21 protein-coding genes are annotated in these 25,443 nt (G+C 65.8%); all 21 read left to right on the forward strand.

Features of this window, described 5'->3' with window-relative positions; genetic code table 11:
* The first annotated feature begins 150 nt into the window (after positions 1-150).
* Positions 151-2,910 (forward strand): DNA gyrase subunit A, encoded by a 2,760-nt coding sequence (gyrA, locus tag RN02_RS05395; RefSeq protein ID WP_043313489.1) that lies wholly within the window; start codon positions 151-153, stop codon positions 2,908-2,910.
* A 15-nt stretch (positions 2,911-2,925) separates the two neighbouring features.
* A complete protein-coding gene (gene serC / locus RN02_RS05400) occupies positions 2,926-4,011 on the forward strand; it encodes a 3-phosphoserine/phosphohydroxythreonine transaminase (RefSeq protein ID WP_043313490.1) in 1,086 nt (361 codons plus the stop codon).
* Positions 4,011-5,108, forward strand: coding sequence for a prephenate dehydratase (pheA, locus tag RN02_RS05405; protein ID WP_043267575.1), 1,098 nt, complete (start codon positions 4,011-4,013; stop codon positions 5,106-5,108). The genes serC and pheA overlap by 1 nt, the downstream gene beginning before the upstream one ends.
* Positions 5,109-5,214: 106 nt before the next feature.
* Positions 5,215-6,327, forward strand: coding sequence for a histidinol-phosphate transaminase (hisC, locus tag RN02_RS05410; protein ID WP_043313492.1), 1,113 nt, complete (start codon positions 5,215-5,217; stop codon positions 6,325-6,327).
* A complete protein-coding gene (locus RN02_RS05415; RefSeq protein WP_043313493.1) occupies positions 6,320-8,545 on the forward strand; it encodes a bifunctional prephenate dehydrogenase/3-phosphoshikimate 1-carboxyvinyltransferase in 2,226 nt (741 codons plus the stop codon). Before hisC ends, RN02_RS05415 begins: the two co-directional genes overlap by 8 nt.
* Positions 8,545-9,249, forward strand: coding sequence for a (d)CMP kinase (gene cmk, locus RN02_RS05420; protein WP_009620966.1), 705 nt, complete (start codon positions 8,545-8,547; stop codon positions 9,247-9,249). The genes RN02_RS05415 and cmk overlap by 1 nt, the downstream gene beginning before the upstream one ends.
* 183 nt (positions 9,250-9,432) lie before the next feature.
* Positions 9,433-10,245, forward strand: coding sequence for an ABC transporter permease (locus RN02_RS05425; protein WP_043267570.1), 813 nt, complete (start codon positions 9,433-9,435; stop codon positions 10,243-10,245).
* Positions 10,235-11,971 (forward strand): GspE/PulE family protein, encoded by a 1,737-nt coding sequence (locus RN02_RS05430; protein WP_052267649.1) that lies wholly within the window; start codon positions 10,235-10,237, stop codon positions 11,969-11,971. Before RN02_RS05425 ends, RN02_RS05430 begins: the two co-directional genes overlap by 11 nt.
* A 4-nt stretch (positions 11,972-11,975) precedes the next feature.
* Positions 11,976-13,166 carry a type II secretion system F family protein gene (locus tag RN02_RS05435; protein ID WP_043313495.1) on the forward strand — a complete coding sequence of 397 codons (1,191 nt, stop codon included), beginning with the start codon at positions 11,976-11,978 and terminating at the stop codon, positions 13,164-13,166.
* A gap of 14 nt (positions 13,167-13,180) precedes the next feature.
* Positions 13,181-13,666 (forward strand): type II secretion system major pseudopilin GspG, encoded by a 486-nt coding sequence (gene gspG / locus RN02_RS05440; RefSeq protein ID WP_009620975.1) that lies wholly within the window; start codon positions 13,181-13,183, stop codon positions 13,664-13,666.
* Entirely contained in the window at positions 13,635-14,048 is a 414-nt protein-coding gene (locus tag RN02_RS05445; RefSeq protein WP_051878434.1) for a prepilin-type N-terminal cleavage/methylation domain-containing protein, read from the forward strand. The genes gspG and RN02_RS05445 overlap by 32 nt, the downstream gene beginning before the upstream one ends.
* The gene (locus RN02_RS05450; protein ID WP_082033718.1) at positions 14,045-14,476 is read left to right on the forward strand and encodes a PulJ/GspJ family protein; all 432 of its coding nucleotides are present in this window, start codon (positions 14,045-14,047) and stop codon (positions 14,474-14,476) included. The genes RN02_RS05445 and RN02_RS05450 overlap by 4 nt, the downstream gene beginning before the upstream one ends.
* Positions 14,473-15,075 carry a prepilin-type N-terminal cleavage/methylation domain-containing protein gene (locus tag RN02_RS05455; protein ID WP_043313500.1) on the forward strand — a complete coding sequence of 201 codons (603 nt, stop codon included), beginning with the start codon at positions 14,473-14,475 and terminating at the stop codon, positions 15,073-15,075. Before RN02_RS05450 ends, RN02_RS05455 begins: the two co-directional genes overlap by 4 nt.
* The gene (locus RN02_RS05460; RefSeq protein WP_009620984.1) at positions 15,065-16,054 is read left to right on the forward strand and encodes a hypothetical protein; all 990 of its coding nucleotides are present in this window, start codon (positions 15,065-15,067) and stop codon (positions 16,052-16,054) included. The genes RN02_RS05455 and RN02_RS05460 overlap by 11 nt, the downstream gene beginning before the upstream one ends.
* Before the next feature lie 55 nt (positions 16,055-16,109).
* Complete coding sequence (locus RN02_RS33175) at positions 16,110-17,072, forward strand: hypothetical protein (protein WP_152623727.1); 963 nt, start codon at positions 16,110-16,112, stop codon at positions 17,070-17,072.
* A complete protein-coding gene (locus tag RN02_RS05470) occupies positions 17,073-17,666 on the forward strand; it encodes a hypothetical protein (protein WP_064987624.1) in 594 nt (197 codons plus the stop codon).
* Positions 17,667-17,859: 193 nt separating this feature from the next.
* Complete coding sequence (locus tag RN02_RS33860) at positions 17,860-18,348, forward strand: hypothetical protein (protein ID WP_177331043.1); 489 nt, start codon at positions 17,860-17,862, stop codon at positions 18,346-18,348.
* Entirely contained in the window at positions 18,332-20,644 is a 2,313-nt protein-coding gene (locus RN02_RS05480; protein ID WP_043313504.1) for a type II secretion system protein GspD, read from the forward strand. The genes RN02_RS33860 and RN02_RS05480 overlap by 17 nt, the downstream gene beginning before the upstream one ends.
* Before the next feature lie 696 nt (positions 20,645-21,340).
* The gene (locus tag RN02_RS05485) at positions 21,341-23,158 is read left to right on the forward strand and encodes a hypothetical protein (protein ID WP_009620990.1); all 1,818 of its coding nucleotides are present in this window, start codon (positions 21,341-21,343) and stop codon (positions 23,156-23,158) included.
* Positions 23,159-23,250: 92 nt separating this feature from the next.
* Positions 23,251-24,258, forward strand: coding sequence for a UDP-glucose 4-epimerase GalE (galE, locus tag RN02_RS05490; RefSeq protein ID WP_043313505.1), 1,008 nt, complete (start codon positions 23,251-23,253; stop codon positions 24,256-24,258).
* Positions 24,255-25,412 (forward strand): glycosyltransferase family 4 protein, encoded by a 1,158-nt coding sequence (locus tag RN02_RS05495; protein ID WP_324288115.1) that lies wholly within the window; start codon positions 24,255-24,257, stop codon positions 25,410-25,412. Before galE ends, RN02_RS05495 begins: the two co-directional genes overlap by 4 nt.
* The last annotated feature ends 31 nt before the right edge of the window (positions 25,413-25,443 follow it).

Below are 25,443 nucleotides of genomic sequence, written 5' to 3' on the forward strand. Positions count from 1 at the left end.
GGCCTTTTTCTGGCCCCGTCGATTGCGCGGATCATTGACCTAAGTCGTTGATTTGTTGTGAGTCGATGGCGTTCTGATGGCGCTGTCGCACTCCGCCGGGCTCGGGACGGGCGAGGCGGAGTTCCATCTGCAAAAGGAACCAGGCTTCTCATGGGCGAACTGGCCAAAGAAATCCTCCCGGTCAACATCGAAGACGAACTCCGACAGTCCTACCTCGATTACGCCATGAGCGTGATCGTCGGTCGTGCCCTGCCCGATGCACGCGATGGCCTCAAGCCCGTGCACCGCCGCGTCCTGTACGCCATGAGCGAACTGGGCAACGACTGGAACAAGCCCTACAAGAAATCCGCCCGTGTGGTCGGCGACGTGATCGGTAAATACCACCCGCACGGCGACACCGCGGTGTACGACACCATCGTGCGCATGGCCCAGCCGTTCTCGCTGCGCTACATGCTGGTGGACGGCCAGGGCAACTTCGGTTCGGTGGACGGCGACAACGCCGCGGCCATGCGCTACACCGAAGTGCGCATGGCCAAGCTGGCCCACGAGCTGCTGGCGGACCTGGACAAGGAAACCGTCGACTGGGTGCCCAACTACGACGGCACCGAGCAGATCCCGGCGGTCATGCCGACCAAGATCCCCAACCTGCTGGTCAACGGCTCCAGCGGCATCGCCGTGGGCATGGCCACCAACATCCCGCCGCACAACCTGGGCGAGGTGATCGACGGCTGCCTGGCGCTGATGGACAACCCCGAGCTGTCCGTCGACGAGCTGATGCAGTACATCCCCGGTCCCGACTTCCCGACCGCCGGCATCATCAACGGCCGCGCCGGCATCATCGAGGCCTATCGTACCGGCCGCGGGCGCATCTACATCCGCGCCCGCGCCGATATCGAGGACATGGAGAAGGGCGGCAACCGCCAGCAGATCATCATCACCGAGCTGCCCTACCAGTTGAACAAGGCGCGGCTGATCGAGAAGATCGCCGAGCTGGTGAAAGAGAAGAAGATCGAAGGCATCACCGAACTGCGCGACGAGTCCGACAAGGACGGCATGCGCGTGGTCATCGAGCTGCGCCGCGGCGAAGTCGGCGAGGTGGTGCTGAACAACCTCTACGCCCAGACCCAGCTGCAGAGCGTGTTCGGCATCAACGTGGTGGCCCTGGTCGACGGCCAGCCGCGCACGCTGAACCTCAAGGACATGCTCGAAGTCTTCATCCGCCACCGCCGCGAAGTGGTGACCCGGCGGACCGTCTACGAGCTGCGCAAGGCCCGCGAGCGCGGCCACATCCTCGAAGGCCAGGCGGTCGCCCTGTCGAACATCGACCCGGTGATCGAGCTGATCAAGACCTCGCCGACCCCGGCCGAGGCCAAGGAACGCCTGATCGCCACCCCCTGGGAATCCAGCGCGGTGGAAGCCATGGTCGAGCGCGCCGGCGCCGATGCCTGCCGTCCGGAAGACCTGGACCCGCAGTACGGCCTGCGCGAGGGCAAGTACTACCTGTCGCCGGAACAGGCCCAGGCCATCCTGGAACTGCGCCTGCACCGCCTGACCGGCCTGGAGCACGAGAAGCTCCTGTCCGAATATCAGGAAATCCTCGCCCTGATCGGCGAGCTGATCCGCATCCTGACCAACCCGCAGCGCCTGATGGAAGTCATCCGCGAGGAGCTGGAGAAGGTCAAGGCCGAGTTCGGCGATGCCCGCCGCACCGAGATCGTCGCCTCCCAGGTGGACCTGACCATCGCCGACCTCATCACCGAGGAAGAGCGCGTGGTGACCATCTCCCACGGCGGCTACGCCAAGTCGCAGCCGCTGGCCGCCTATGAGGCCCAGCGCCGCGGCGGCAAGGGCAAGTCGGCGAGCGGGGTGAAGGACGAGGACTACATCGAGCACCTGCTGGTGGCCAACAGCCACGCCACCCTGCTGCTGTTCTCCAGCAAGGGCAAGGTCTACTGGCTGCGCACCTTCGAGATCCCGGAAGCCTCGCGCACCGCGCGCGGCCGTCCGCTGGTCAACCTGCTGCCGCTGGACGAAGGCGAACGCATCACCGCCATGCTGCAGATCGACCTGGAAGCCGTGCGCGCCCAGTTCGCCGGCGAGGAAGGCGATGACGACGACGTGGTCGCCGAGCAGGTCGCCGAAGTGGTGGAAGCCGAAGAGGCCGAAGAGGGCGACGACGCCGACTTCAGCCAGGACGAGCCGACCGGCGCGTACATCTTCATGGCCACCATGAAGGGCACCGTGAAGAAGACCCCGCTGATCCAGTTCACCAAGCCGCGTTCCAACGGCCTGATCGCGCTGAAACTGGAGGAGGGCGACTCGCTGATCGCCGCCGCCATCACCGACGGCTCGAAGGACGTGATGATGTTCTCCGACGCCGGCAAGGTGATCCGCTTCAAGGAAAGCAAGGTGCGCATCATGGGCCGTAACGCCCGTGGCGTGCGCGGCATGCGCCTGGCCGAAGACCAGCGCATCATCTCCATGCTGATCCCCGAATGCCGCGAGGCGCAGATCCTCACCGCCTCCGAGCGCGGTTACGGCAAGCGCACCCCGCTGGCCGACTACCCGCGTCGCGGCCGTGGCGGCCAGGGCGTGATCGCCATGGTCATCAACGAGCGCAACGGCAAGTTGGTGGGCGCCGTGCAGGTGCTGGACGGCGAGGAGATCATGCTGATTTCCGACCAGGGCACCCTGGTCCGCACCCGCGTCGACGAAGTCCGCGGCGCAGGCCGCAACACCCAGGGCGTGATCCTCATCAAGCTGGCCGCCGACGAGACCCTGGTGGGCCTGGAGCGGGTGCAGGAGCCGACCGTGGTCGAGGGCGAGGTCGTGGACGACGAAGCGTTCGACGAGAATCAAGAAGCAGGCGAAGCCGCGGCCGAGGAAGCGCCGCAGGCCAGCGAAGACTGATTAGCGAGAGTGGATGTGAGCAAGCGAGCCTATAACTTCTGCGCAGGTCCAGCTGCGCTTCCCACCGAGGTGCTGGAGCGCGCCCGCGAAGAGCTGCTCGACTGGCAGGGCAAGGGCCTGTCGGTCATGGAGATGAGCCATCGCAGCGACGACTACGTGGCCATCGCCGAGAAGGCCGAGCAGGACCTGCGCGACCTGATGGGCGTGCCGTCGAACTATAAGGTGCTGTTCCTCCAGGGCGGCGCCAGCCAGCAGTTCGCCGAGATTCCGCTGAACCTGCTGCCCGAAGACGGCGTGGCCGACTACGTGGAAACCGGCATCTGGTCGAAGAAGGCCATCGAGGAAGCGCGCCGCTTCGGCAACGTCAACGTGGTCGCCAGCGCATCCAAGTACGACTACTTCGCCATTCCCGGGCAGAACGAGTGGAACCTGACGCCGAACGCAGCCTACCTGCACTACGCGTCCAACGAGACCATCGGCGGCCTGGAGTTCGACTGGATTCCGCAGGTCGGCGACGTGCCGCTGGTGGTGGACATGTCCTCGGACATCCTCTCGCGCCCGGTCGACGTGTCGAAGTTCGGCCTGATCTACGCCGGCGCGCAGAAGAACATCGGCCCTTCCGGCCTGGTAGTGGTCATCGTCCGTGAAGACCTGCTCGGCCGCGCCCGCAGCATCTGCCCGACCATGCTCAACTACAAGGTCGCCGCCGACAACGGCTCCATGTACAACACCCCGGCCACCTATTCCTGGTACCTCTCCGGCCTGGTCTTCCAGTGGCTGAAGGAGCAGGGCGGCGTCGAGTCCATGGAGCAGCGCAACCGCGCGAAGAAGGACCTGCTGTACTCCTTCATCGACGCCAGCGACTTCTACACCAACCCGATCCAGCCCAGCGCCCGTTCCTGGATGAACGTGCCCTTCCGCCTGGCCGACGAGAAGCTCGACAAGGCCTTCCTCGCCGGCGCCGACGCCCGTGGCCTGCTCAACCTCAAGGGCCACCGTTCGGTGGGCGGCATGCGCGCCTCCATCTACAACGCCCTGGGCCTGGACGCCATCGAGGCCCTGGTGGCCTACATGGCCGAGTTCGAGAAGGAGCACGGCTGATGAGCGACGCTGACCAGCTCAAGGCTTTGCGCGTACGCATCGACAGCCTCGACGAGAAGATCCTCGAGCTGATCAGCGAACGCGCCCGCTGCGCCACCGACGTGGCGCGGGTGAAGATGCAGTCCCTGGCCGAGGGCGAGAAGCCGGTGTTCTACCGGCCCGAGCGCGAGGCCTGGGTACTCAAGCACATCATGGAGCTGAACAAGGGCCCGCTGGGCAACGAGGAAGTGGCGCGGCTGTTCCGCGAGATCATGTCCTCCTGCCTTGCCCTGGAGCAGCCGCTCAAGGTCGCCTACCTCGGCCCCGAGGGCACCTTCACCCAGGCTGCGGCGCTCAAGCACTTCGGCCATGCGGTGATCAGCACGCCGATGGCGGCCATCGACGAAGTGTTCCGCGAAGTGGCCGCCGGCGCGGTGAACTTCGGCGTGGTGCCGGTGGAGAACTCCACCGAAGGCGCGGTGAATCACACCCTGGACAGCTTCCTCGAACACGACATGGTGATCTGCGGCGAGGTCGAGCTGCGCATCCACCACCACCTGCTGGTGGGCGAGAACACCAAGACCGACAGCATCACCCGCATCTATTCCCACGCCCAGTCCCTGGCCCAGTGCCGCAAGTGGCTGGACGCGCACTACCCGAACGTCGAGCGCGTGGCGGTGCCGAGCAACGCCGACGCCGCCAAGCGGGTGAAGAGCGAGTGGAACAGCGCGGCCATCGCCGGCGACATGGCGGCCAGCCTGTACGGCCTGGACAAGCTGCACGAGAAGATCGAGGACCGCCCGGACAACTCCACGCGCTTCCTCATCATCGGCAGCCAGGAAGTGCCGCCGACCGGCGACGACAAGACCTCGATCATCGTCTCCATGCGCAACAAGCCCGGCGCGCTGCACGAACTGCTGGTGCCGTTCCACACCAACGGCATCGACCTGACGCGCATCGAGACCCGCCCGTCGCGCAGCGGCAAGTGGACCTACGTGTTCTTCATCGACTTCGTCGGCCACCACAAGGACCCGCTGATCAAGGACGTGCTGGAGAAGATCAACGGCGAAGCCGTGGCGCTGAAGGTGCTGGGCTCCTATCCCAAGGCGGTACTCTAACAAGCGGCTGGAAGCCGGAAGCCCGAAGCTGGAAGTTGGAGTCGCGCGGTCGCTTCCAGCTTCAAGCCTCCAGCTTTCGGCTTTCGGCTCCAGCGGAGCTGAAAAAATGTCTTGCGACTTCCTCGCCCTGGCCCAGCCGGGCGTACAGAAACTCTCGCCCTACGTGCCGGGCAAGCCGGTGGACGAACTGGCCCGCGAACTGAACCTGGACCCGGCGAAGATCGTCAAGCTGGCCAGCAACGAGAACCCGCTGGGCCCCAGCGCCAAGGTGCTGGAAGCGATCCGCGGCGAACTGGCGGAAATGACCCGCTATCCCGACGGCAACGGCTTCGAGCTCAAGAGCAAGCTGGCCGCCCGCTGCGGCGTGACCACTGCCCAGGTGACCCTCGGCAACGGCTCCAACGACATCCTCGACCTGGTCGCCCGCGCCTACCTGGCGCCGGGCCTGAACGCCGTGTTCAGCCAGTACGCCTTCGCCGTCTACCCGATCTCCACCCAGGCCGTCGGCGCCGAGGGCAGGGCGGTGCCGGCGAAAGACTGGGGGCATGACCTGGAAGCCATGCTGGCGGCCATCGACGCCAACACCCGCGTGGTCTTCATCGCCAACCCGAACAACCCCACCGGCACCTGGTTCGGCCCGGATGCGCTGGAGCAGTTCCTCTCCCGCGTACCGGAAAACGTCCTGGTGGTGCTGGACGAGGCCTACATCGAGTACGCCGAGGGCGACGAGCTGCCCGACGGCCTGACGTACCTGGCCCGCTACCCGAACCTGCTGGTCTCGCGCACCTTCTCCAAGGCCTACGGCCTGGCTTCGCTGCGCGTCGGCTACGCCATCTCCTCGGCGCAGATCGCCGACGTGCTCAACCGCGTGCGCCAGCCGTTCAACGTCAATAGCCTGGCCCTGGCCGCCGCCTGCGCCGCGCTGGACGACGCCGAGTACCTGGCCGAGGGCAAGCGCATCAACGACGCCGGCATGCAGCAGCTGCAGGACGGCCTGCGCGCCCTGGGCCTGGCCTGGATCCCGTCGAAGGGCAATTTCCTCGCCGTCGACCTGCAGCGCGACGCCGGCCCGGTCTACCAGGCCCTGCTGGCGGAAGGCGTGATCGTCCGTCCGGTGGGCGGCTACGGCATGCCGCAGCACCTGCGCATCTCCATCGGCCTGCCGGAAGAGAACGCACGTTTCCTCGAAGCCTTGGCCAAGGTGCTCGCCCGTGCCTGAGGTGACGCCACGCAAGCTCCGCCGCCTGGTGGTGGTGGGGCTGGGCCTGATCGGCGGCTCCTTCGCCAAGGGGCTGCGCGAGAAAGGCCTGTTCGAAGAAGTGGTCGGCGTCGACCGCGACCCGCAGACGCGCCGCCTGGCGGTGCAGCTGGGCGTGGTCGACCGTTGCGAGGAGAGCCTGCGCGAAGGCTGCCGCGACGCCGACGTGATCCAGCTCGCCGTGCCCATCCTGGCCATGGAGAAGGTGCTCGCCGAACTGGCCGCCTTCGACCTCGGCCACGCCGTGCTCACCGACGTCGGCAGCGCCAAGGGCAACGTGGTGCGCGCGGCCCGGGTCGCCTTCGGCGAGATGCCGGCGCGCTTCGTTCCCGGCCATCCCATCGCCGGCTCCGAGCAGAGCGGGGTGGAAGCGGCCAACGGCAAACTGTTCCGCCGTCATAAAGTCATCCTCACGCCGCTGGATAATGCCGACGCGGACGCGGTCCAGTGCGTCGAGGCACTGTGGCGCGAGCTGGGCGCGGACGTCGAGCTGATGGAAGTCGAGCACCATGACGAAGTGCTCGCCGCCACCAGCCACCTGCCGCACCTGCTGGCCTTCACGCTGGTCGACTCGCTGGCCAAGCGCAGCGAAAATCTGGAAATCTTCCGTTATGCCGCCGGCGGCTTCCGCGACTTTACGCGGATCGCCGGCAGCGACCCGACGATGTGGCACGACATCTTCCTTGCCAACCGCAAGGCGGTGCTGCGCATCCTCGACGTTTTCCGCGACGACCTCGACGCCCTGCGCGAGGCCGTCGATGCAGGGGACGGGCAGCAACTGATGGGCGTGTTCACCCGCGCCCGCGTCGCCCGTGAACATTTCAGCAAAATCCTGGCCCGCCGGGCCTATGTGGACGCCATGCACAACAACGACCTGATTTACCTGGCCCAGCCGGGTGGCCGCCTGTCCGGGCGCGTACGCGTTCCGGGCGACAAGTCCATCTCCCACCGCTCGATCATGCTCGGCTCCCTGGCCGAAGGCACCACCGAGGTGGAAGGCTTCCTCGAGGGCGAGGACGCCCTGGCCACCATTCAGGCGTTCCGCGACATGGGCGTGGTCATCGAAGGCCCGCACCACGGCCGCGTGACCGTCCATGGCGTCGGCCTGCACGGCCTGAAACCGGCGCCGGGCCCCATCTACCTGGGCAACTCCGGCACCTCCATGCGCCTGCTCAGCGGCCTGCTGGCGGCGCAGCCGTTCGACAGCACCCTGACCGGCGACGCCTCGCTGACCAAACGCCCGATGAACCGCGTGGCCAAGCCGCTGCGCGAGATGGGCGCGGTGATCGAGACCGCCGCCGAAGGGCGCCCGCCACTGACCATCAAGGGCGGCCAGAAGCTGACCGGCATGCACTACGACATGCCCATGGCCAGCGCCCAGGTGAAATCCTGCCTGCTGCTCGCCGGCCTCTACGCCGCCGGTGAAACCTCGGTGACCGAGCCGGCGCCGACCCGCGATCACACCGAGCGCATGCTGCGCGGCTTCGGCTACCCGGTGGCCGGGGAAGGCAGCACCGCCAAGGTCGAAAGCGGCCACAAGCTCAGCGCCACCAACATCGAGGTACCGGCGGACATCTCCTCCGCGGCCTTCTTCCTGGTTGCGGCTAGCATCGCCGAAGGTTCGGAGATCGTCCTCGAACACGTCGGCATCAACCCGACCCGCACCGGCGTCATCGACATCCTCAAGCTGATGGGCGCCGACATCACTCTGGAGAACCAGCGTGAAGTCGGCGGCGAGCCGGTGGCCGACCTGCGCGTGCGCTCGGCCAGGCTGAAAGGCATCGACATCCCCGAGGACCTGGTGCCCCTGGCCATCGACGAGTTTCCCGTGCTGTTCGTCGCCGCCGCCAACGCAGAAGGTCGTACCGTGCTGCGCGGCGCCGAAGAGCTGCGGGTGAAGGAGTCCGACCGCATCCAGGTCATGGCCGACGGCCTGCTGGCCCTGGGCGTGAAATGCGAGCCGACCCCGGACGGCATCATCATCGACGGCGGCCCCTACGGCGGCGGCGAAGTCTGGAGCCACGGCGACCACCGCATCGCCATGTCCTTCAGCGTGGCCTCGCTGCGCGCCTCGGCGCCGATCCGCATCCACGACTGCGCCAACGTCGCCACCTCCTTCCCGAACTTCCTCGGACTGGCCGCGGGCGCCGGCATCCGCGTGGCGGAGGAGGGCAACTGATGGCCGCCTCCGACTTCGCCGCGGCCTGGCCGGTGGTCGCCATCGACGGCCCCAGCGGCTCCGGCAAGGGCACCGTGGCCGGCATCCTGGCCAAGCGCCTGGGCTGGAACCTGCTGGACTCCGGCGCGCTGTACCGCCTGCTGGCCTTCGCCGCCGGCAACCACGGCATCGACCTGACCAACGAGGAAGCCCTCAAGGTCCTGGCCGCGCACCTGGACGTGCAGTTCACCCACGCCAAGGGCGGCGAGGGCCAGCACATCATCCTCGAAGGCGAAGACGTCACCGACACCATCCGCACCGAACAGGTCGGCGCCGGCGCCTCCCAGGTCGCCGCGCTGCCGGCGGTGCGCGACGCCCTGCTGCAACGCCAGCGCGCCTTCCTCGAAGCCCCGGGCCTGGTGGCCGACGGTCGCGACATGGGTACCGTGGTGTTCCCTGGCGCGCCGCTGAAGATCTTCCTCACCGCTTCGGCCGAAGAGCGCGCCCGCCGCCGCTACCTGCAACTCAAGGGCAAGGGCGTGGACTGCGACATGGCCGCGCTCACAGAGGAAATCCGCGCCCGCGACGAACGCGACAGCCAGCGCAGCGTGGCCCCGCTGAAACCAGCCGAAGGCGCCATCGTGGTGGATTCCACCAGCATGAGCATCGAGGCGGTGGTGGACAGCATCCTTGGTGAAGTCGAGAGGCTCGGTCTGACCGACTGAGGCCTGGGAATCCTTCAGCTGCGGCAGTTTTCGGCGTCGCGTGCTTGAAGATATTTCTGAGGATGATTCCTCTTGATGCTGAGGACGTTTCTTCTAGAGACGTCTTGCCCGGGCTGCCAAACTTCCGCGCTGTTCAATAGCGCCCGCTCGACCCGAGCGGGCCGTGAATAGCGTGGAGGCCCCTTGTCCGACAGTCCCGTCCCCGCCGCACTGCATTCCTCGCAGGGCGCGTGGGTCCAGTTGTTGCTCGCACTGACCCGGCGGGAAATCCTCGCACGCTACCAGGGTGCCCTGTTCGGGCGGCTGTGGCTGCTGCTGTCGCCCTTCCTGCTGCTGGCGGTCTACACCTTCGTTTTCGGCCAGGTGCTCAAGTCGCGCTGGGGGGCGGAGCAGAGCACGGCCTCCTTCGCCTTGACGCTCTTCGCCGGGCTGCTGCTCCACGGCATGCTGGCGGACAGCCTGTCCCGCGCGGTCACGGTGATGCACAATCACCGCAACCAGGTGAAGAAGCTGGTCTTCCCGCTAGAACTCCTGCCGCTTTCGCTGGCACTCTCCGCCCTGTCGAACGCCGTCATCGGCTTTCTCGTACTGCTCCTGCTGATGCCCTGGCTCGGGCAACCGCTGGGCTGGAGCATCCTCTACCTGCCGTTGGTCCTGCTGCCCTTCGTGCTGTGCGTGTGCGGCCTCAGCTGGATCATCGCCGTGTTCGGCGCCTATTTCCGCGATACCAGCCAGTTCATCCAGTTTCTTCTCGTATTGCTGCTGTTCCTCAGCCCGGTGTTCTACCCCGTGAGCGCCTTGCCGGAAGCCTTGCGCCCCTACCTGTTGCTCAATCCGCTGAGCGTTCCGGTGGAAGCGGTGAGGGCCTGCCTGTTCGGCATGCCGATGCCGCCGATGGGCGTCCAGTTGGCTTATGCCGCCATCGCCTGTCTGTTGGCGGTGCTGGGCTGGCTGTGGTTCCGGCGTATGAAGGACGGTTTCGCCGATGTCCTCTGAACCGCTCGCCGACACCGTGCCGGCGGTCGTTGCCGATGCCCGCCCGCTGGGGCAGATGCTCATCGAGCGCGGCCTGTGCAACGCCCAGGAGTTGGAGCGCGCGCTGGAACTGCAGGCCAGGATCGGCGGGCGCCTTGGGGCGCTATTGCTGCGCTCGGGCGGTGTTTCGGAGGCGGCCCTGCTGGAAGTGCTCGCCGAACAACTGCGCCTGCCTTTGGTGGGCGTGGACCTGGAGGCCCCCGGCAACGCCGAGTTGCTGGCTTTCCTCGAAGCGACCTCCATCGGTGTGGAATGGTTCGTCGCCGAACAGGTGGTCGTCTGGAACGATGCCCAGGGCGGCCTGCTGGTCGCTTCCCGTGACCCGATGGCGTCCTTCGTCCTGGAAGTCCTGCGCTATTTCCATCCCGGGCAGCCATTGCGCACGGTGCTGTGCCGCTCCCAGGATCTCGACGCCTGGCTGGAACTGCTCAAGGAGCGCCTGCAGCAGGAGAGCCGCGAGGGGCTGCGCTTCGCCTCCGACGACATCCGCCAGCTGCGGGAAATGGCGGAGGAGGCGCCCATCGTCGAACTGGTCAACAACGTCATGAGCCAGGCGGTGGAGAAACGCGCCTCGGACATCCACATCGAGCCGCGCGAATTCAATTTCCATATCCGCTTCCGCATCGATGGCGTCCTGCAATCGCAGCTTAGCCTGCCGCGGGAGCGCTTCGCCGCGGTGGTCTCGCGGATCAAGCTGATCTCCGCCATCGACATCGCCGAACGGCGCCTGCCCCAGGACGGGCGGATGAGCACCAGAGTGGGCGGGCAGGATATGGACGTCCGCGTTTCCACGCTGCCCGGGGTGCATGGCGAGTCGGTGGTGATGCGCCTGCTGCCCAAGGCCCGCGAAGGTCTGCGCCTGGACCGCCTGGGAATGCTGGCGGACCATCTGGACCTGATGCGCGCCTGGATCGCCGAGCCCCACGGCATCGTGCTGGTCACCGGCCCGACCGGCTCCGGCAAGTCGACGACCCTCTACGGCACGCTCGAGGCCATCAACGACGGCATCCGCAAGATCATCACGGTGGAGGACCCGGTCGAGTACCAGGTGCCGAACATCACCCAGGTCCAGGCCCACGCCGACATCGGCCTGACCTTCGCCGCCGCCCTGCGCTCGATCCTGCGCCAGGACCCGGACGTGATCATGATCGGCGAGATACGCGACCTGGAGACGGCGGAGATCGCCGTGCAGTCGTCCCTCACCGGCCACCTGGTGTTCTCCACGCTGCACACCAACGATTCGCTCAGCGCTTTCACCCGCCTGATCGACATGGGCATCGAGCCGTTCCTGGTCGCCTCGCCGGTACGCGGCGTCCAGGCCCAGCGCCTGGTGCGCACTCTGTGCCGGCATTGCGCGGAGCCCTGCGAGCCCGGCCTGGCGGCAGAGGACAAGGCCACGCTGGACGCGGCGATCCAGCGCCTCTACCCCGGGCAGGCACCGAACTGGCTCCGCGCGAAGGGCTGCGAGCAGTGCCAGGGCACGGGCTATCACGGGCGGCTGGGAATCTACGAGATGGTGGACGTCGGCCCCGAACTGCAGGCGCTCATCCTGCAACAGGCGCCCGTCGAACAGATGCGCCGGCTGGCGGCCAGCCAGGGTTTCCGCAGCATGCGCGAAGACGGCTTCATCAAGGCCTGGCTGGGCCTGACCTCGCTGGACGAGGTACATCGGGTCACCAGCGGTTAACGGCATGCGCTTCGAATACCAGGCAGTGGACCGGCAAGGCCGGCGTTGCAGTGGCGACCTCGATGCCGGCTCTCGCAGCGACGCGCTTCGTCAACTGGAGGCCCAGGGCCTGACGCCCCTTAGCTTGGAGGCGGGCCAGCGTGCGCTGCAACCCGGGCGCCGGCGCCTGCGCGCGGAAGAATTGAACATGGCCCTGCACGAGTTGGCGACCCTGCTGGGGGCAGGCGTTGCCCTGGCCGACGCGGTCTCCGCCCAGGAGCGCTCGAGCAGCCATCCACGTCTCTGCGCGGCGCTGCAGAGCATGAGCGAAGGCCTGCGCCAGGGACGTTCCTTCCCTCAGGTGCTGGAGACAGCTGGCTTGCCCCTGCCGCGTTACGCCTACCAGTTGGTGGCGGCGGGCGAGCTGACCGGCAACCTGGCGGCGGCGCTGCGGGACTGCGTGACGCAGATGGAGTACGAGCGGCGCACCCGCGAGGAAGTGCGCAACGCTCTGATCTACCCGAGCGTGCTGGTGCTCAGCGGAATCGGGGCGGTCATGGTGATGTTCGTCTTCGTCGTGCCCAAGTTCGCCAACCTGCTGGAACACGCCGACAAGCTGCCTTGGCTGGCCTGGGCAGTGCTCAGCACCGGCGTCTGGAGCAAGGCCAACGCCTTGCCGCTGCTGCTCGCCGGCCTGCTGCTGGGTGCCCTGGGGCTGCCGTTGGCCAGGAGCGAGAAGGTTCGCGGCCGCTTCCTCAACGGCCTGTTGCGTTTGCCATTGCTCGGCGACTGGCTGTTGCAGGCGGAGATCGCCCAGTGGGCCAAGGTCCTCGGCACCCTGCTGGGCAACCGCGTGGCGCTGGTCGAGGCCCTGCGCCTGGCCAGCGCGGGCGTGCGCATCGGTCTGCAACGCGAGCTGCTGGAAAGGGTCACCCAGGACGTGAGGGGCGGGACTTCCCTGTCCGAGGCATTGGAACTGCGCAGGGCGATCACCGCCACGGGCGGCAACCTGGTGCGCGTCGGCGAAAGGTCCGGGCGTCTGGCCGAGATGCTCGACAGCCTCGCCGAACTCTACGAGGGGCTGGGGCGTTCGCGCATGCGCAAGGTCCTGGCGCTGATCGAGCCGCTGGCGATCCTGCTGATCGGCGCGCTGTTCGGCGTGATCATCACCGGCGTGGTGCTGGCCATCACCAGCGCCAACGACATTGTGTTCTGAAAAAGGGGAAGTGGATGCGCGACGGGCATGAGGGAAGAGGGCCCCGGCAGGGGAGCAGGAAAGTGCCGGCGCCGGGATGCGAGCGCGGTTTCACCCTGCTGGAAATGATCGTGGTGCTGGTGATCATCGGGCTGCTCATGGGGCTGGTCGGGCCACGTCTGTTCAGCCAGGCCGACAAGGCCAAGGTGCAGACCGCGGATACCCAGGTGAAGATGCTCAAGGGGGCGCTGATGACCATGCGCCTGGACATCGGCCGCCTGCCCAGCGAGCAGGAAGGGCTGGCCCTGCTCAATGCGGCGCCCGCGGACGAGCGGATCAAGGCCTTCTGGAAAGGCCCCTATCTGGACGGTGGGGTGCCGCTGGATCCCTGGAACCGCGCCTACATATATAGCAACGCGCCCAGTGCCGAACAGCCGTTCTCGCTGTACAGCCTGGGGGCCGACGGGCAGCCCGGCGGGGAAGGGGAGAATGCGGACATCGGCTTCCTGCCCCGGCAATGAGCGCTGCGGCGGTTTCACCCTGCTCGAACTGCTGGTGGTGCTGGCCCTGGTCGCCGCGGTGGGCGCCGTCGTCATGCCCAACCTGCTGAACATGCAGGAGGCCTGGCGTCGGCGTATCGACCTGCAGGACATCGCCAACCAGTTGCAGACGCTGGGCTACCGGGCCCGGCTGGAAGCCCGGCAGACCCTCATCGGGCCGGCTGGCGTCGAGCCGCCGCAGATGCTGAAGCTGCCCCAGGGCTGGACGCTGAGCGCAAGCGCGCCCGTCGTCTACCTGGCCAATGGCGTCTGCCTGGGGGGGACGCTGGAGTTGCAGCAGGGGGATGTCGCTCGGCAGTTGCAACTGGTTCCGCCGCAATGCTTGCCGGAGTTCGTCCAGTGAAGCGCGGGCGGCAAGCCGGCTTCACACTGCTGGAAGCGGTGGTCGCCCTGACGTTGCTGGCTGTGGTGGGCAGCGCGCTGCTGGCCTGGCTGGGGACGGGCTTCCGCAGCCTGGAGCGAATGAACGAGGTTCAGCGCCGCATCGATGCGACCCGCACCGGCCTGGCGTTTCTCGAGGGGCTCAACCCGATGCTCCAGCCGAGCGGCAGCGCCGCCCTTGGAAGCTACCGGCTGGACTGGGAGAGCCGGCTTCTCGCCGCTCCGCGCCCCGTCGTCAGCCGCTACAGCGGCCACCCCGGACCCTTCGACAGCGCCCTGTATCGCGTCCAGGCGACCTTGTCCGGCGAGGACCTGCCGCCGCTGCCCTTGAGCCTGGAACTGGCGGGGTACCGGATGGCTCGCCTGCCGGACGGCGGGGGTGCGCCATGAGCCGGCGCATTTCGCGGGGGCGGGAGCGGGGCTTCACCCTGCTGGAACTCATCGTGGTCCTGTTGTTGGCGGCGATGGTCACCACCCTGTTGATGCAGGGGATGGACTATGTCTCGCGGGCCAACGACAGCTTCCTGCGCCAGGGCGAGTCACGGCAACTACGGGTGTTGGCCTTCGGCTGGTTCGACGACGCGATAGCGCAGCTGGCTGCGCCGGCCAGGGGGGATGCGCCGGCTCGTTTCCGCGGCGATCCGCTCAGCTTCGAAGCCGTCTCCCTGGCCAGCGCCGAGCGTATCGAAGGCGTCCCGGTGCCCTTTGCCTTTCGCCTGGAACGGCTTGGCGAGCCGGGCCGGGAGCGGACCGCGATGATCTACGTGCGCCGGTTGCAGGCCAGCCGCTGGCCACTGCTGGAACTGCAGGGGGCTGCGCATTTTCTCTATCGCGACGAGCAGGGAGCCTGGCATGACAACTGGCCGCCCTTGCCGGTGCTGGCCGACAGCCTTCCTGCGGCGGTGGCGTTGAACGCGCCCGAGGAGCGCCTGTTCCGCCTGGCCAGGGTCGCGACGCCGCTTCGACAGGTGAATGCGGATGCGGACTGAGCGTGGCTTCGTGCTGGTCGGCGTCATCTGGTTTCTCGCCATCATGACCTTGGTGGTGGCCTCGGCCGTGACCTGGATCGAACGCTCGCTGGACGGTATCGAAAAGGAGCGTCAGGGGTTGCTGCGCGACATGACGGAGCGCTCCATGCTCAGCCGGCTGACCTGGCTGGCATCGACCCAGCGCTTGACTCTGGCCGGATTGACCACACCCGACAGCCCGGCGCCGAGCCTTGCCGACATGGATATGTCGGTCCTGCCGGTAGGGGCCGAGCTGGCCCTGGATGGCCGCGAATACTGCCTGGCCAACGGCTGGTGCTTCGCCTTCGTCGACCGCGCATCGCGTCTTGGCCTGGAGCAGGCCCCGCCGGCGGCCTTGGCCTCGTTGCTGGAAGGGCTGGGGATAGCGCCGGAGAGGATAGCGCCAATGCTGGCGGAGCTTGCCGGCCATTTGCGCGGCCCACCGGGTAGCGCCGCGCTGCGCAGCCTGCATGCCCCGCAGGAAGTCTTCGTCCTCGACAGCTGGCGCCCCTGGGAGGCCGCGTTGCGGGCTGCCGGCTGGGAGGAACTGGTCACGGTCGGCGAGCCGTCCCTGAACGTGAACACCGCCAGCGGCCAGCTCCTGCGGCTGGCCTGGCGGCTGCCGGAGGACAGCCTGGCGCTGTTGCTCGCGGCGCGCCATGAGCGGCCGTTGCGAGGCGTGGGCGACCTCGAGGGCGTGTTGGGCATGTATCTGCAGCAATTACCCGCGGAGAACTGGTCGCGCCTGGCCAGCGCCACCCTGTTCATCCGCCTGCGCCCCGCGGACGCCGTGGCGCGTTACGAATACCAACTGCGACTCGAGAGCGACGACCTGCAAGGGTCGCCCTGGCAATTTCTGCAACGGAGGTCCCTGCCGCGCAATGTCCCCATCACCGACACAGCGCCCATCCATCATGAGGCGCCTGGACTGCTTTCCGCCCCGCTTGTGGCAAGCCCATGACGCGGATGGCTCGCCCTGCCTGGAGTGGCGGCGCCAACCCCGTGGCCTGGGGCGGATGCTCCGCACGCAGTGGGTCATCGAGCGTTCGCAATGCCTGTACCGCTGCCTGGACCTGTCCCATGTGCCGGCCAGCGGGAGGGCCCAGGCCCTTGCCCTGAAGCTCGCCGGCCTGTCGCCGTTCCGCTTGCCGGGGCACTACGCGGTCTGGCGCGACGGCTGGGTGCAGCTGTGGCTCTGGGACGAACAGCAGCGCCAGCGGCTCGCCGAAGCGCAACAGGCTGCGTCCGGCTGCCTCTGCCTGCCGGAAACCCTGCTGCAGGCTCCGCCGGCGGCGACTCCAGAGCCAAGTGTTCGCCTGGTGAGCGTCCAGGACGGTGTGGACCTGCAGGTCTGGCGGGCCGGCGTGCTGCGGGCGAGCATCTTCCAGGATGGCCTGCCGCTGTCCGCGACGGCCTGGCAGGCAGTGCGAGGGGTTCCCGGCGTACGCCTGCCCGAGCGGCTGGAGGAAGAGGTACCGGCCTGCCTCGAGCGTCCCTGGGCCTCCGGCGCCAGTCTGGTGGGACGGGACTGGGAGCGCTGGTTGCCCTATGGCCTGGCGGCCACCCTGCTGGCGGGCAGCGCCTTCAACCTGACGCAGGGGGCGCAATGGTGGTGGGCCGAGCGCGGCCTGGCGGGGCAGCAGGTCGTGCTGGCCCAGCAGGTCGAGCCGGTGCTGGCGGCACGTACTCGGGCCATGCAGGCCGAGAGCGAAATCCAGGCTCTGCTGCGCTTGCAGGATGCACCTTCGCAGGTCGAACTGCTGCGCACCGTGGCGGGGCTGCTGCCGGAGGATAGCCGCCTGCTGAGCTGGCGCTTCCGGGAAAACGCGCTGGAACTGCTCATCCAGAGCAGTCGCGCGGACCCGCGGTTCTTCGTCCAGCGGCTGCAGGAGGGCGGCAGGTTCCAGGATGTCCGGGTCGAACCCTCGCCCAGGGGCGATGGCCTGCAACTGGCCATGAACATTCGACAGGGGGAATAGATGGACGCTCGATTACAAGAGGTGCTGCCCCACTGGTCCCGGCTGCGCGAGCAGTGGCGGGAACAGCCCCGCCTGCGCCTGGCGGGATGGATGATCCTGGCGCTGCTGGTCGTGCATCTGCTGTTGCTGGGCAACGACTGGCGCGAAGCCCGCCGTCAGGCGTTCGAGGAGTCGGCCAGGCGCCTGGCGCAGATGCGCGCGCTGGCCGCCCAGGAGCACTGGCCGGACCGCGCCGTCCAGGCGGAAGACGTGCGCAGCGCATTGCGCATGCGTTTGTGGCAGGCGCAGAACCCCTCGTTGGCCAGGGCCGATGTGCAGGCCTGGCTGGATGTCCAGACCAAGCAGAGTGGCCTGCAGGAGGCCCGCATCTCGGTGTTGCCGCCCCTGGACTTCGACAAGGAGGGCGTCGGCGCCCGGGTCCAGGCACAAGTGCGCGGACGTTTCGAGCCGAAGAGTTTCGGCCAACTGCTGCATGCGCTGGAAACGGCGGAGCACTGGGTGAGCATCGACGCCCTCGAGTTGAACGACCGCGGCTCGCCGTCGGTGAACCTGCAACTCACCTTCCATTTTCGTCCGAACGCAACGCCCCCTTGAGCGGATGAGCGCGGAACGCCCTGATTCGGACGGACATTCAGGCCATTCAGGCGCTGTCGATCGTTCGCAGTCCCAGGTTGGGAAACTTCCTTCATGGAAAGCGGCAAAGGCAGCATTTCTGTAATGACAGAATCCCGCCTTCAACTTGTTTCGAATGCACCTTTCCCTAGCGGTATCGATTCATCGGTTTCCTATGACTTCCTTCTTCCCCTTCCGATTGGCCTGGGCGGCGCTTGCCGGCGGCGTCCTGCTGGCGCTGCTCTGGCAGCCACGGGCAGCCATACCCGAGGCTCCGGCTGAGACTGCGCAGTGGCGGCTACCGGAGGTCCAGCCTGTCTCCCGCAATGCCAGCATTCCGGCGCAGATCGCCGGCATGGCCTGGTGGGGCAGCGCCAGGGAAGAGGCCGAGAAAGCACGCTCGGCGCGCATCAGCGTGGACGAGCAGGGCGTGGCCCGGGTCAAGGTCCAATGGCTGTTTCGCGGTGTGGTCGCCGAGGGTGGACAGCGTTTCGCCCTGATCGCCAAGGATGCCGCCGCGCCGCTGTTGCGCTATGCCCCGGGCGACCAGCTACCGGGAGGCGAACGCCTCGAACGGATCGAAGGGCAGGGCATTCGTTTCTCGCTGTCCGAGGATGGCGCAACACAGGACTTTGAAAGGAAACTCTATGCCCCCCTCGAATAATGCCCTTGCGGCCTTTCCCCGGCACCCGCTGTTGCTCGCGATCTGTCTGGGACTGCTGGGAGGCTGTGGTACGACGCAGCTGCAATTGCCCGCGCCCTTGCTGGAGCCTCGCCAGGCCATGGAGGAGAACATGCCGCAGGAGGGGGCCGAGGGAACGGTGCAGCGCCCGCAGCAATCGGCGGGGCCGCAGGTGAGCCCGACGCCAGCACCTCCCGCCGGGCCCGTGGGTGGGCTGGTGGACAAGGCCGATCGCCTGGTGCTCGATGACAAGAACGCCGACCTGCAGGTGAACATCGAGGACGTCGCCCTGCCGGGCTTCATCAACGAAGTCTTCGGCAACCTGCTGGGGTTGTCGTTCGAGATCGACGACAACCTGAAGAAACGTAACGACCGGGTCACCCTGCGCCTGGAGCAGGCGCAGACCCGGCAGACGGTCTACGACATCGCCTCGCAGGTCATGGCCAATTACGGCGTAGAGATCGTCAAGCAGGGTGGCATCCTGCGCTTCCAGGTCAAGCAGATCGGCCTGAGCCCCGAGGAGCCGCCGATCCTCGTCAGCGGCGAAGCGCTTCCTGATGTGCCCAACGCCTACCGGCCCGTGTTCCAGTTCATACCCTTGCACAACGTCGATCCCAAGGACGTGATTCCCTGGTTGAACAATGCCTACGACAAATCCGGGCTGTCGGCCTCCGCGGACAATCCGCGCGGCGGCCTGATGCTCAAGGGTATGGCGTCCCTGGTCAAGCAGGCGGCGCAGGCCGTGCGGCTGCTCGACCAGCCGTTCATGCGGGGGCAGCACAGCTTGCGCATCGACCCGGCATTCATCACATCTGCGGAGATGGCCAAACAACTGAAGACTCTGCTCGAGGCCCAGGGTTACAGCGTTGGCATCGGTGAGGCCTCCGGCAGCGTCGTGCTGGTGCCGCTGGAAAGCTCCAATGGCCTGATCGTGTTCTCCAACCAGCGTTCACTGCTGGACCTGGCCCGAGACTGGGCCGGGCAGGTGGATCGCGTCCCCCTGGCCAGCGCTGTGGATTCTGCCGGGGCTGGGGCGGAAAGCGAGGGATTGTTCTTCTACGAAGTGCGTAACACCCGCGCCACCGAAGTGGCTCGCTCGCTGCGGGCGCTGGTTTCCGGTCCGGCGGGCAGTGGTGCCTACGGGTTGACGCCGGGCTTGGGCAGCAGCGCTTCGAGCCGGGCCGCGGCGGCCTCTGGTAACAATGCCGTACCGCCACGCTCGGCGTCGGGACGTGGCGGCGGCGACATGGGTGGCGGCCAGTCCGGTGTCGCTCCGCTCGTCCGCCTTGCCGGGGCCCAGGCCTTGTTGTCGGGCGGCAGTAGCAGCCTGATGGATAGCCTGGCGGCTGGTGTGTCGGGCAGCGGCACCATAGTCGAGGACGAGAACCGTAACGCTATCCTGTTCCGTGGCCCGGCCAGGGTCTGGCAGCAGATGCAGCCGCTGCTGCGGCAACTGGACAAGCCGGCGCGCCAGGTGTTGATCGAGGTGACGGTCGCCAGTGTGACGCTGAGCGACAACCAAGAGGCGGGCCTGGAATGGTCCTTGCTGAGTGGGGCGGCGAATTCCGGCTCCAAGTTCTCTCGTGAAATATCGGCAGGGAAAGAGGGTTTCAAATACCTGATCAATACGGCCGGTGGCACGAAGGCGACACTGACCGCGCTGGCAAGTGACAAGCGGACTCGGATCCTTGCCACCCCACGGATTCTGGTGAAAAGCGGAGAACAGGCCAACATCAATGTCGGTACCGACATTCCGGTCGTGACCGGGCGGCAAACCGACGGCAGCAATACCGGCGGGAACTCCAACCTCCTGCAGTCCATCTCTTATCGTTCGACCGGCGTCATCCTCAACGTCTCTCCTGTCGTCTATTCGAACAACCGGGTGGACCTGACTGTCAGCCAGGAAGTCAGCGATGGCGGTGGAGCTGGGTCTTCTGGTAGCGAAGGTGGCGATATTTCCTCTCCCCCGATCAAGCGTACCTCGTTGGAAACTTCGCTGACCCTGCAGAGTGGCGGCTCCATTTTCATGGGGGGGTTGATCAACGAGAATGAAGCGGACAGCAATGACGGTGTCCCGTGGCTCAAGAACCTGCCGGTTCTGGGATATCTGTTCGGCAAACAGACCCGGAACACCTCCAAGGATGAGGTGGTGATGCTTATCCAGCCCTACGTCATCGACGGAGCGGAGGAGGCCAGAGAGGTCACTGAGAAACTTCGTCGGATGATCGAACCGGCGCTCGGTTGCGAGAAGTCTTTGGCTGAATGCCGCCGCCTGTAGCCAGGCGGCATCTTCGGACGGGCAGCGCTGGTCATCCATGAGCGCTTGCCCCCCCTCTCATTTGGCATTCCGAGGGGACTCCGCAGGGGCGGGGCCCCTTTTGCCGCGATGCTTCGATTCGGGCTGCAGACCCCGCATCGCATTCTCACCGCCAATTGGCAATTGGTCTCGTCCTTCTTCCATAACCCTCTTCCTACAGCGCGGGGAGAGGACTGCTTCCATTGCGTCGCACAAAGGTTGCAACTTCGGCGCTGTTTCGGTCAGCGGAGAGGGTTGTTGAAATTGCTGAATATAAAGTTTCGAATTTTCTTAGGATTTTAGTTTCCTGGTCTGTAGGCGTTTTCCATATTTTTGCTATTTGGGGTTTTGCGAGGTGTGGCCCGTTGTTTTGAGGAAGTTCCGAATATATAACGCTGCCTGAAGCTGATGCTGAATTTTGTGTTGGCTTGCGCTGTTCCAATATTCGGTCAGATATGGCTGTAAGTAGTGGAGTGGTGCGAAGTAAGTCATATGGCTATAGGCAGTTTTCCCAGTTCTGACTGGCCCGGAGCGGCTGGCCAGGGGGCGGCGAACCGTTCCTGGAGTGGGGCCCGATGCGGCCTTCCGCTTTGGGTATATATGGCCCGTATGTAATTGCCGTCGGCAAACCAGTCGTTCGACTGGATGGAAATACTAGAAAAGTTAGGAGCTTGAAAAATGTTGAAAAGAACACTGCTGAGCGCGGCTATTGTCTCTGCCATGTTCGCGGGCGCGGCCAATGCCGGCGTGGTCAGCATCGTTGTCGGTCCGAGTTCCAACGGGACCGTTCTTCAGAACTCTCCGGGGGCCGAAGATCAATATGCTCCGGGCCAGTCGAACTATAAGGAAGGCGTAAGTATCGAGACCGGCGCGAACTACACCAGCCGCGCCGCCAACATCACCATCGCCCAGGAAGTCTTCGGCAACCTCTCCGAAACCACCCAGTTCGACCTTCCCGACCTCAAGTACGCCATCGACCTGGTCAAGGCCGTCAATGTTGCACCTGGTCACACCATCAAGCTGACCCTGGATCGTACCGTGGCGCAGTTCGCCAACACGATCAGCCCCAACCAGATCCAGATCGGTACGTTGCCCGCCGGTGAAGGCTTCACCATCACCAGTGGTACCGGCGTCAATACCCTGAGCCTCACGCTGGACACCGCCGGTGCTGAGGAAATCAAGAAAGCGGCAGCCGATAACTCCATCGTTCACTTCAACTTCCGCACCAACAGCACCGCCGGCCTGCAGCCGGGGCGGATCGATCGCCTGCGCGCCGCCCTGCAAGGTGACGCGACCTTCCTGAGTCAGTCCAACGTCAGCATGATGGACGACCCGCTGAACGAGCGCCGCTTCAACGTGACCGTTTCCGCCCAGTTGGACACCACCACCGGCCCGAACGGCGGCGACGCGAAGAACAACGACTCCGCTCCGCCGCTGATGGTATTCACCTCCCTGCCGGCAGTCTATTGGGATGTCCTTAATACAAACGTCTGGGGACAGTACCAGGTTCTCCACTCGCTGGACCTGGCCAACCAGGACAAGAGCTTCGACACTTCCGTTTCCGTGCAGCCGGATGTGACCGATCCGAACAACTACGGCGCCAACTACGCCCGTCTGGGCAGCGTGCGTCTTGGCGTCAACCAGGACGTGCTCAACGAAGACGGTCGCAACGTGTTCGGCTTCAACGGCAGTGACAAGCTGCACAGCTACATCAGCGGCAATTTCAGCGGCCTCGAGTCCGTAGCTCTGACCACCGCCAACTGCCAGGCTTACGCCAACGGCACTGCCGCTGCCGACCAGATCGCCCACTCCTGGACCGGTGAGGCCCTCAAGCCCAAGCCGGGATCCAATGGCACGACCAAGCTGTCGCTGGAACTGGTGAATGGCGACGTCAACCAGACCTACAACATCTGCGTGAAGTCCAATGGCGCGGACTCCATGGTCGCCCAGCAGAGCTTCGTCGTAGGTCCGCTGAGTATCGACTTCGGTAACGTCCGCTATGTCGACCGAGTGATCAACGGTGGCGAGATCGACCACTTCTGGAAGAGCAGTTGCGTTGCCAGCCTGTTCAACCTGCCGGCCGCCAACAACGCCGATGCGTTCTTCATCCGCCTGACCAACACCAGCGACAGCGGTCGTGCCGGCAAGGTCCGTGGCGTGCTGTTCGACCAGAACGGCAAGCGTTATCCGGAAGTCGGCAGCGCCTACATCGTCGACCAGAGCGGCAAGGAGGTTCTCCAGGCCCACGAAACCGGTGTTTACAGCGTGGAGCAGGTCGCTTCCGCCTTCGGTGTCAACGGTGCCGACTGGAACGGTGCAGGTGGCCGTGCCCGCCTGGTGCTGGAAGGCGAGTTCCCCACCTGTGAGGCGCTCGGTCTGATCCGTACGCCGAACGGCACCCTGGTGAACATGACCTCCACCACCCAGGGCAACTTCAATGGCGACTCCGGTCCGTCCTCTACTGTCAACCATCGCGGTGGCAACAACCGCAACTGATCTCTGGCCCAGGTCATGAGGTTGTGGAGAGGCGGTGTGAACCGCCTCTTCACTTTTGCTTTTCGAGGCATGACGTTTTCACTGGTGTTGCGATGAAAGTGTTGGTGACAGGCGGGGCAGGTTTCATTGGCTCCCACGTGGTCGTTCACTTGCTGGAGTGGGGGAGCGATGTCGTTGTCCTGGACAACCTGGCTAACAGTTCCCTGGCCATGCTCGACAGAATGGAAGCCCTGGCCGGCAAGCCCCTGTGTTTCGTGAAGGGGGACGTTCGGGATATCTCCTTGCTTCGGGAGCTTTTCGCCGAGCATGCCATCGATGCCGTTATCCATCTGGCGGGGCTGAAATCCGTGGCGGAAAGCGTAAGGCTGCCGCTGGATTATTACTCCACCAATGTCGGCGGCATCCTGACGTTGCTGGAGGCGATGGCGGAGGCGGGAATTCATCGCCTGGTTTTCAGTTCGTCCGCCACTGTGTATGGCGACCCCGAAAGCGCCCCTGTTGCCGAAACGCATCCGGCGGGGCGTGCGGTCAACCCCTATGGCCGAAGCAAGTTCTTCGCCGAGGAAGTGATCAGGGACTTCGCCGCCACCGATCCGCGCTGGGCGGTGGCGATACTGCGCTATTTCAACCCGGCCGGCGCGCACGCCAGCGGCCTGATCGGCGAAAACCCCAAAGGCCAGCCGAACAACCTGCTGCCCATCGTCGGCCGTGTCGCCGTGGGCCTGCAGCCGGCCGTGGGGATATATGGAAATGACTACCCCACGGCAGATGGTACGGGGGTACGCGACTATGTGCATGTCTGCGACCTGGCCCAGGGACATGTGCAGGCCCTGGATTTCCTCCTCCGGCATGCCGGCGTCCGCGTCTGGAACATGGGGGTGGGCCGGGGATATTCGGTTCTGGAGGTCCTGAGGGCGTTCGAAGCGGTATGCGGCAAGCCGATACCCTACGAGGTTCGTGACCGTCGCCCGGGAGATATCGCGGAAAGCTGGGCAGATGTCGCCAAGGTCGAGCGAGAGCTGGGCTGGAAGTCCCGCAAGGACATCGGGCAGATAGTGGCCGATGTCTGGCGTTGGCAGGCGTCGGGTATGGAAGCATGATGCTTTCAGGCCGGCCTGGTGCGTGCAACCTTGGTTTCCGGCGGCTGGCGCTGGTTTCCAACCAGGCTTTCTCGATCGTCAATTTTCGCGGCGAACTGATTCGCGACATGGTTGCCAGGGGCGTGGAGGTCTATGCCTTCGCTCCCGATCATGACGAGCACAGCAGAAAGCAGATTCGCCAGTTGGGTGCAACGCCGGTCGAGGGTTACATCGGGCGCAGCGGCATGAACCCTTTCGTCGCCTTATGGGCGATCGTGAAAACCGCCTGGCGGCTCCGTTCCTTCAGGGTAGATGCCGTCTTCAGCTACTTCCCCATGCCTGTGATCCTTGGCGGGCTGGCCGCCAGGTTGGCCGGGGTTCGCATCATCTACTCGATGATCGAGGGCGCGGGCTACGTCTTCTCTGAAGTGGACGCATCGAGCCCTGCCAGAGGGTTGTTACGTGGCCTCGTGCGCGGGCTCTATCGCATTACCCTGAAGTCATCCCGGCGCGTTTTCCTGCTCAATGGCGATGACTACGCACTCTTCGTGCATGGCGGCCTGGTGGCGGCGGAGAAGGTCGTGCTGTTGCCGGGCATCGGTCTGGATCTGACGCATTTCCTACCCTCGCGGCCGCCGGTGAGCCCGGTCGTTTTCATTTTTGTCGGTCGCCTTCTGCAGCAGAAAGGTATCCAGGATTTCGTCGAGGCCGCCCGTTCGCTGAAGGCTGAGCACCCCGAGATCGAATGCATCGTTCTTGGCGACACGGACGTCAACCCGGACTCCATTCGGAGAGAGGAGATCCTCGGCTGGAGCGAGGAAGGCTCGGTGCGCTGGGTTGGCTGGGTGAGGGATGTGCGGGGTTGGCTGAACGAGTCCAGCGTCCTGGTGCTGCCTTCCTATTACCGCGAAGGCATTCCCCGCTGCATCCAGGAGGCAATGGCGCTGGGGCGACCGGTGATCACCACGGACTGGGTGGGCTGCCGGGAAAGCATCGTCGATGGCGTCAACGGCTTTCTGGTGCCGATCCGCAGCCCCACGGCCCTGACGCAGGCGATGGCTCGTTTCATCCATGACCCCCAGCTCATCCTGCGGATGGGAAGGGAGAGCCGGCGTATCGCCGAAGCACGTTATGACGTTCGTGAAATCAACAGGAAAGTGCTGGCGAGCATGTAATGGCCGGCCAATGGTAGCGAGATGAGTGTTG

Source organism: Pseudomonas sp. PI1 (genome assembly GCF_000812405.1).
Taxonomy (GTDB): Bacteria; Pseudomonadota; Gammaproteobacteria; order Pseudomonadales; family Pseudomonadaceae; genus Pseudomonas; species Pseudomonas citronellolis.

What these genes read in the sequence shown, in the direction of transcription:
- gyrA (WP_043313489.1), top strand. Translation starts at nt 151, where the DNA reads ATGGGCGAACTGGCCAAAGAAATCCTCCCGGTCAACATCGAAGACGAA.
- pheA (WP_043267575.1), top strand. Translation starts at nt 4,011, where the DNA reads ATGAGCGACGCTGACCAGCTCAAGGCTTTGCGCGTACGCATCGACAGC.
- hisC (WP_043313492.1), top strand. Translation starts at nt 5,215, where the DNA reads ATGTCTTGCGACTTCCTCGCCCTGGCCCAGCCGGGCGTACAGAAACTC.
- cmk (WP_009620966.1), top strand. Translation starts at nt 8,545, where the DNA reads ATGGCCGCCTCCGACTTCGCCGCGGCCTGGCCGGTGGTCGCCATCGAC.
- RN02_RS05430 (WP_052267649.1), top strand. Translation starts at nt 10,235, where the DNA reads ATGTCCTCTGAACCGCTCGCCGACACCGTGCCGGCGGTCGTTGCCGAT.
- RN02_RS05435 (WP_043313495.1), top strand. Translation starts at nt 11,976, where the DNA reads ATGCGCTTCGAATACCAGGCAGTGGACCGGCAAGGCCGGCGTTGCAGT.
- gspG (WP_009620975.1), top strand. Translation starts at nt 13,181, where the DNA reads ATGCGCGACGGGCATGAGGGAAGAGGGCCCCGGCAGGGGAGCAGGAAA.
- RN02_RS05445 (WP_051878434.1), top strand. Translation starts at nt 13,635, where the DNA reads ATGCGGACATCGGCTTCCTGCCCCGGCAATGAGCGCTGCGGCGGTTTC.
- RN02_RS05455 (WP_043313500.1), top strand. Translation starts at nt 14,473, where the DNA reads ATGAGCCGGCGCATTTCGCGGGGGCGGGAGCGGGGCTTCACCCTGCTG.
- RN02_RS05460 (WP_009620984.1), top strand. Translation starts at nt 15,065, where the DNA reads ATGCGGACTGAGCGTGGCTTCGTGCTGGTCGGCGTCATCTGGTTTCTC.
- RN02_RS33175 (WP_152623727.1), top strand. Translation starts at nt 16,110, where the DNA reads ATGCTCCGCACGCAGTGGGTCATCGAGCGTTCGCAATGCCTGTACCGC.
- RN02_RS05470 (WP_064987624.1), top strand. Translation starts at nt 17,073, where the DNA reads ATGGACGCTCGATTACAAGAGGTGCTGCCCCACTGGTCCCGGCTGCGC.
- RN02_RS33860 (WP_177331043.1), top strand. Translation starts at nt 17,860, where the DNA reads ATGACTTCCTTCTTCCCCTTCCGATTGGCCTGGGCGGCGCTTGCCGGC.
- RN02_RS05480 (WP_043313504.1), top strand. Translation starts at nt 18,332, where the DNA reads ATGCCCCCCTCGAATAATGCCCTTGCGGCCTTTCCCCGGCACCCGCTG.
- RN02_RS05485 (WP_009620990.1), top strand. Translation starts at nt 21,341, where the DNA reads ATGTTGAAAAGAACACTGCTGAGCGCGGCTATTGTCTCTGCCATGTTC.
- galE (WP_043313505.1), top strand. Translation starts at nt 23,251, where the DNA reads ATGAAAGTGTTGGTGACAGGCGGGGCAGGTTTCATTGGCTCCCACGTG.
- RN02_RS05495 (WP_324288115.1), top strand. Translation starts at nt 24,255, where the DNA reads ATGATGCTTTCAGGCCGGCCTGGTGCGTGCAACCTTGGTTTCCGGCGG.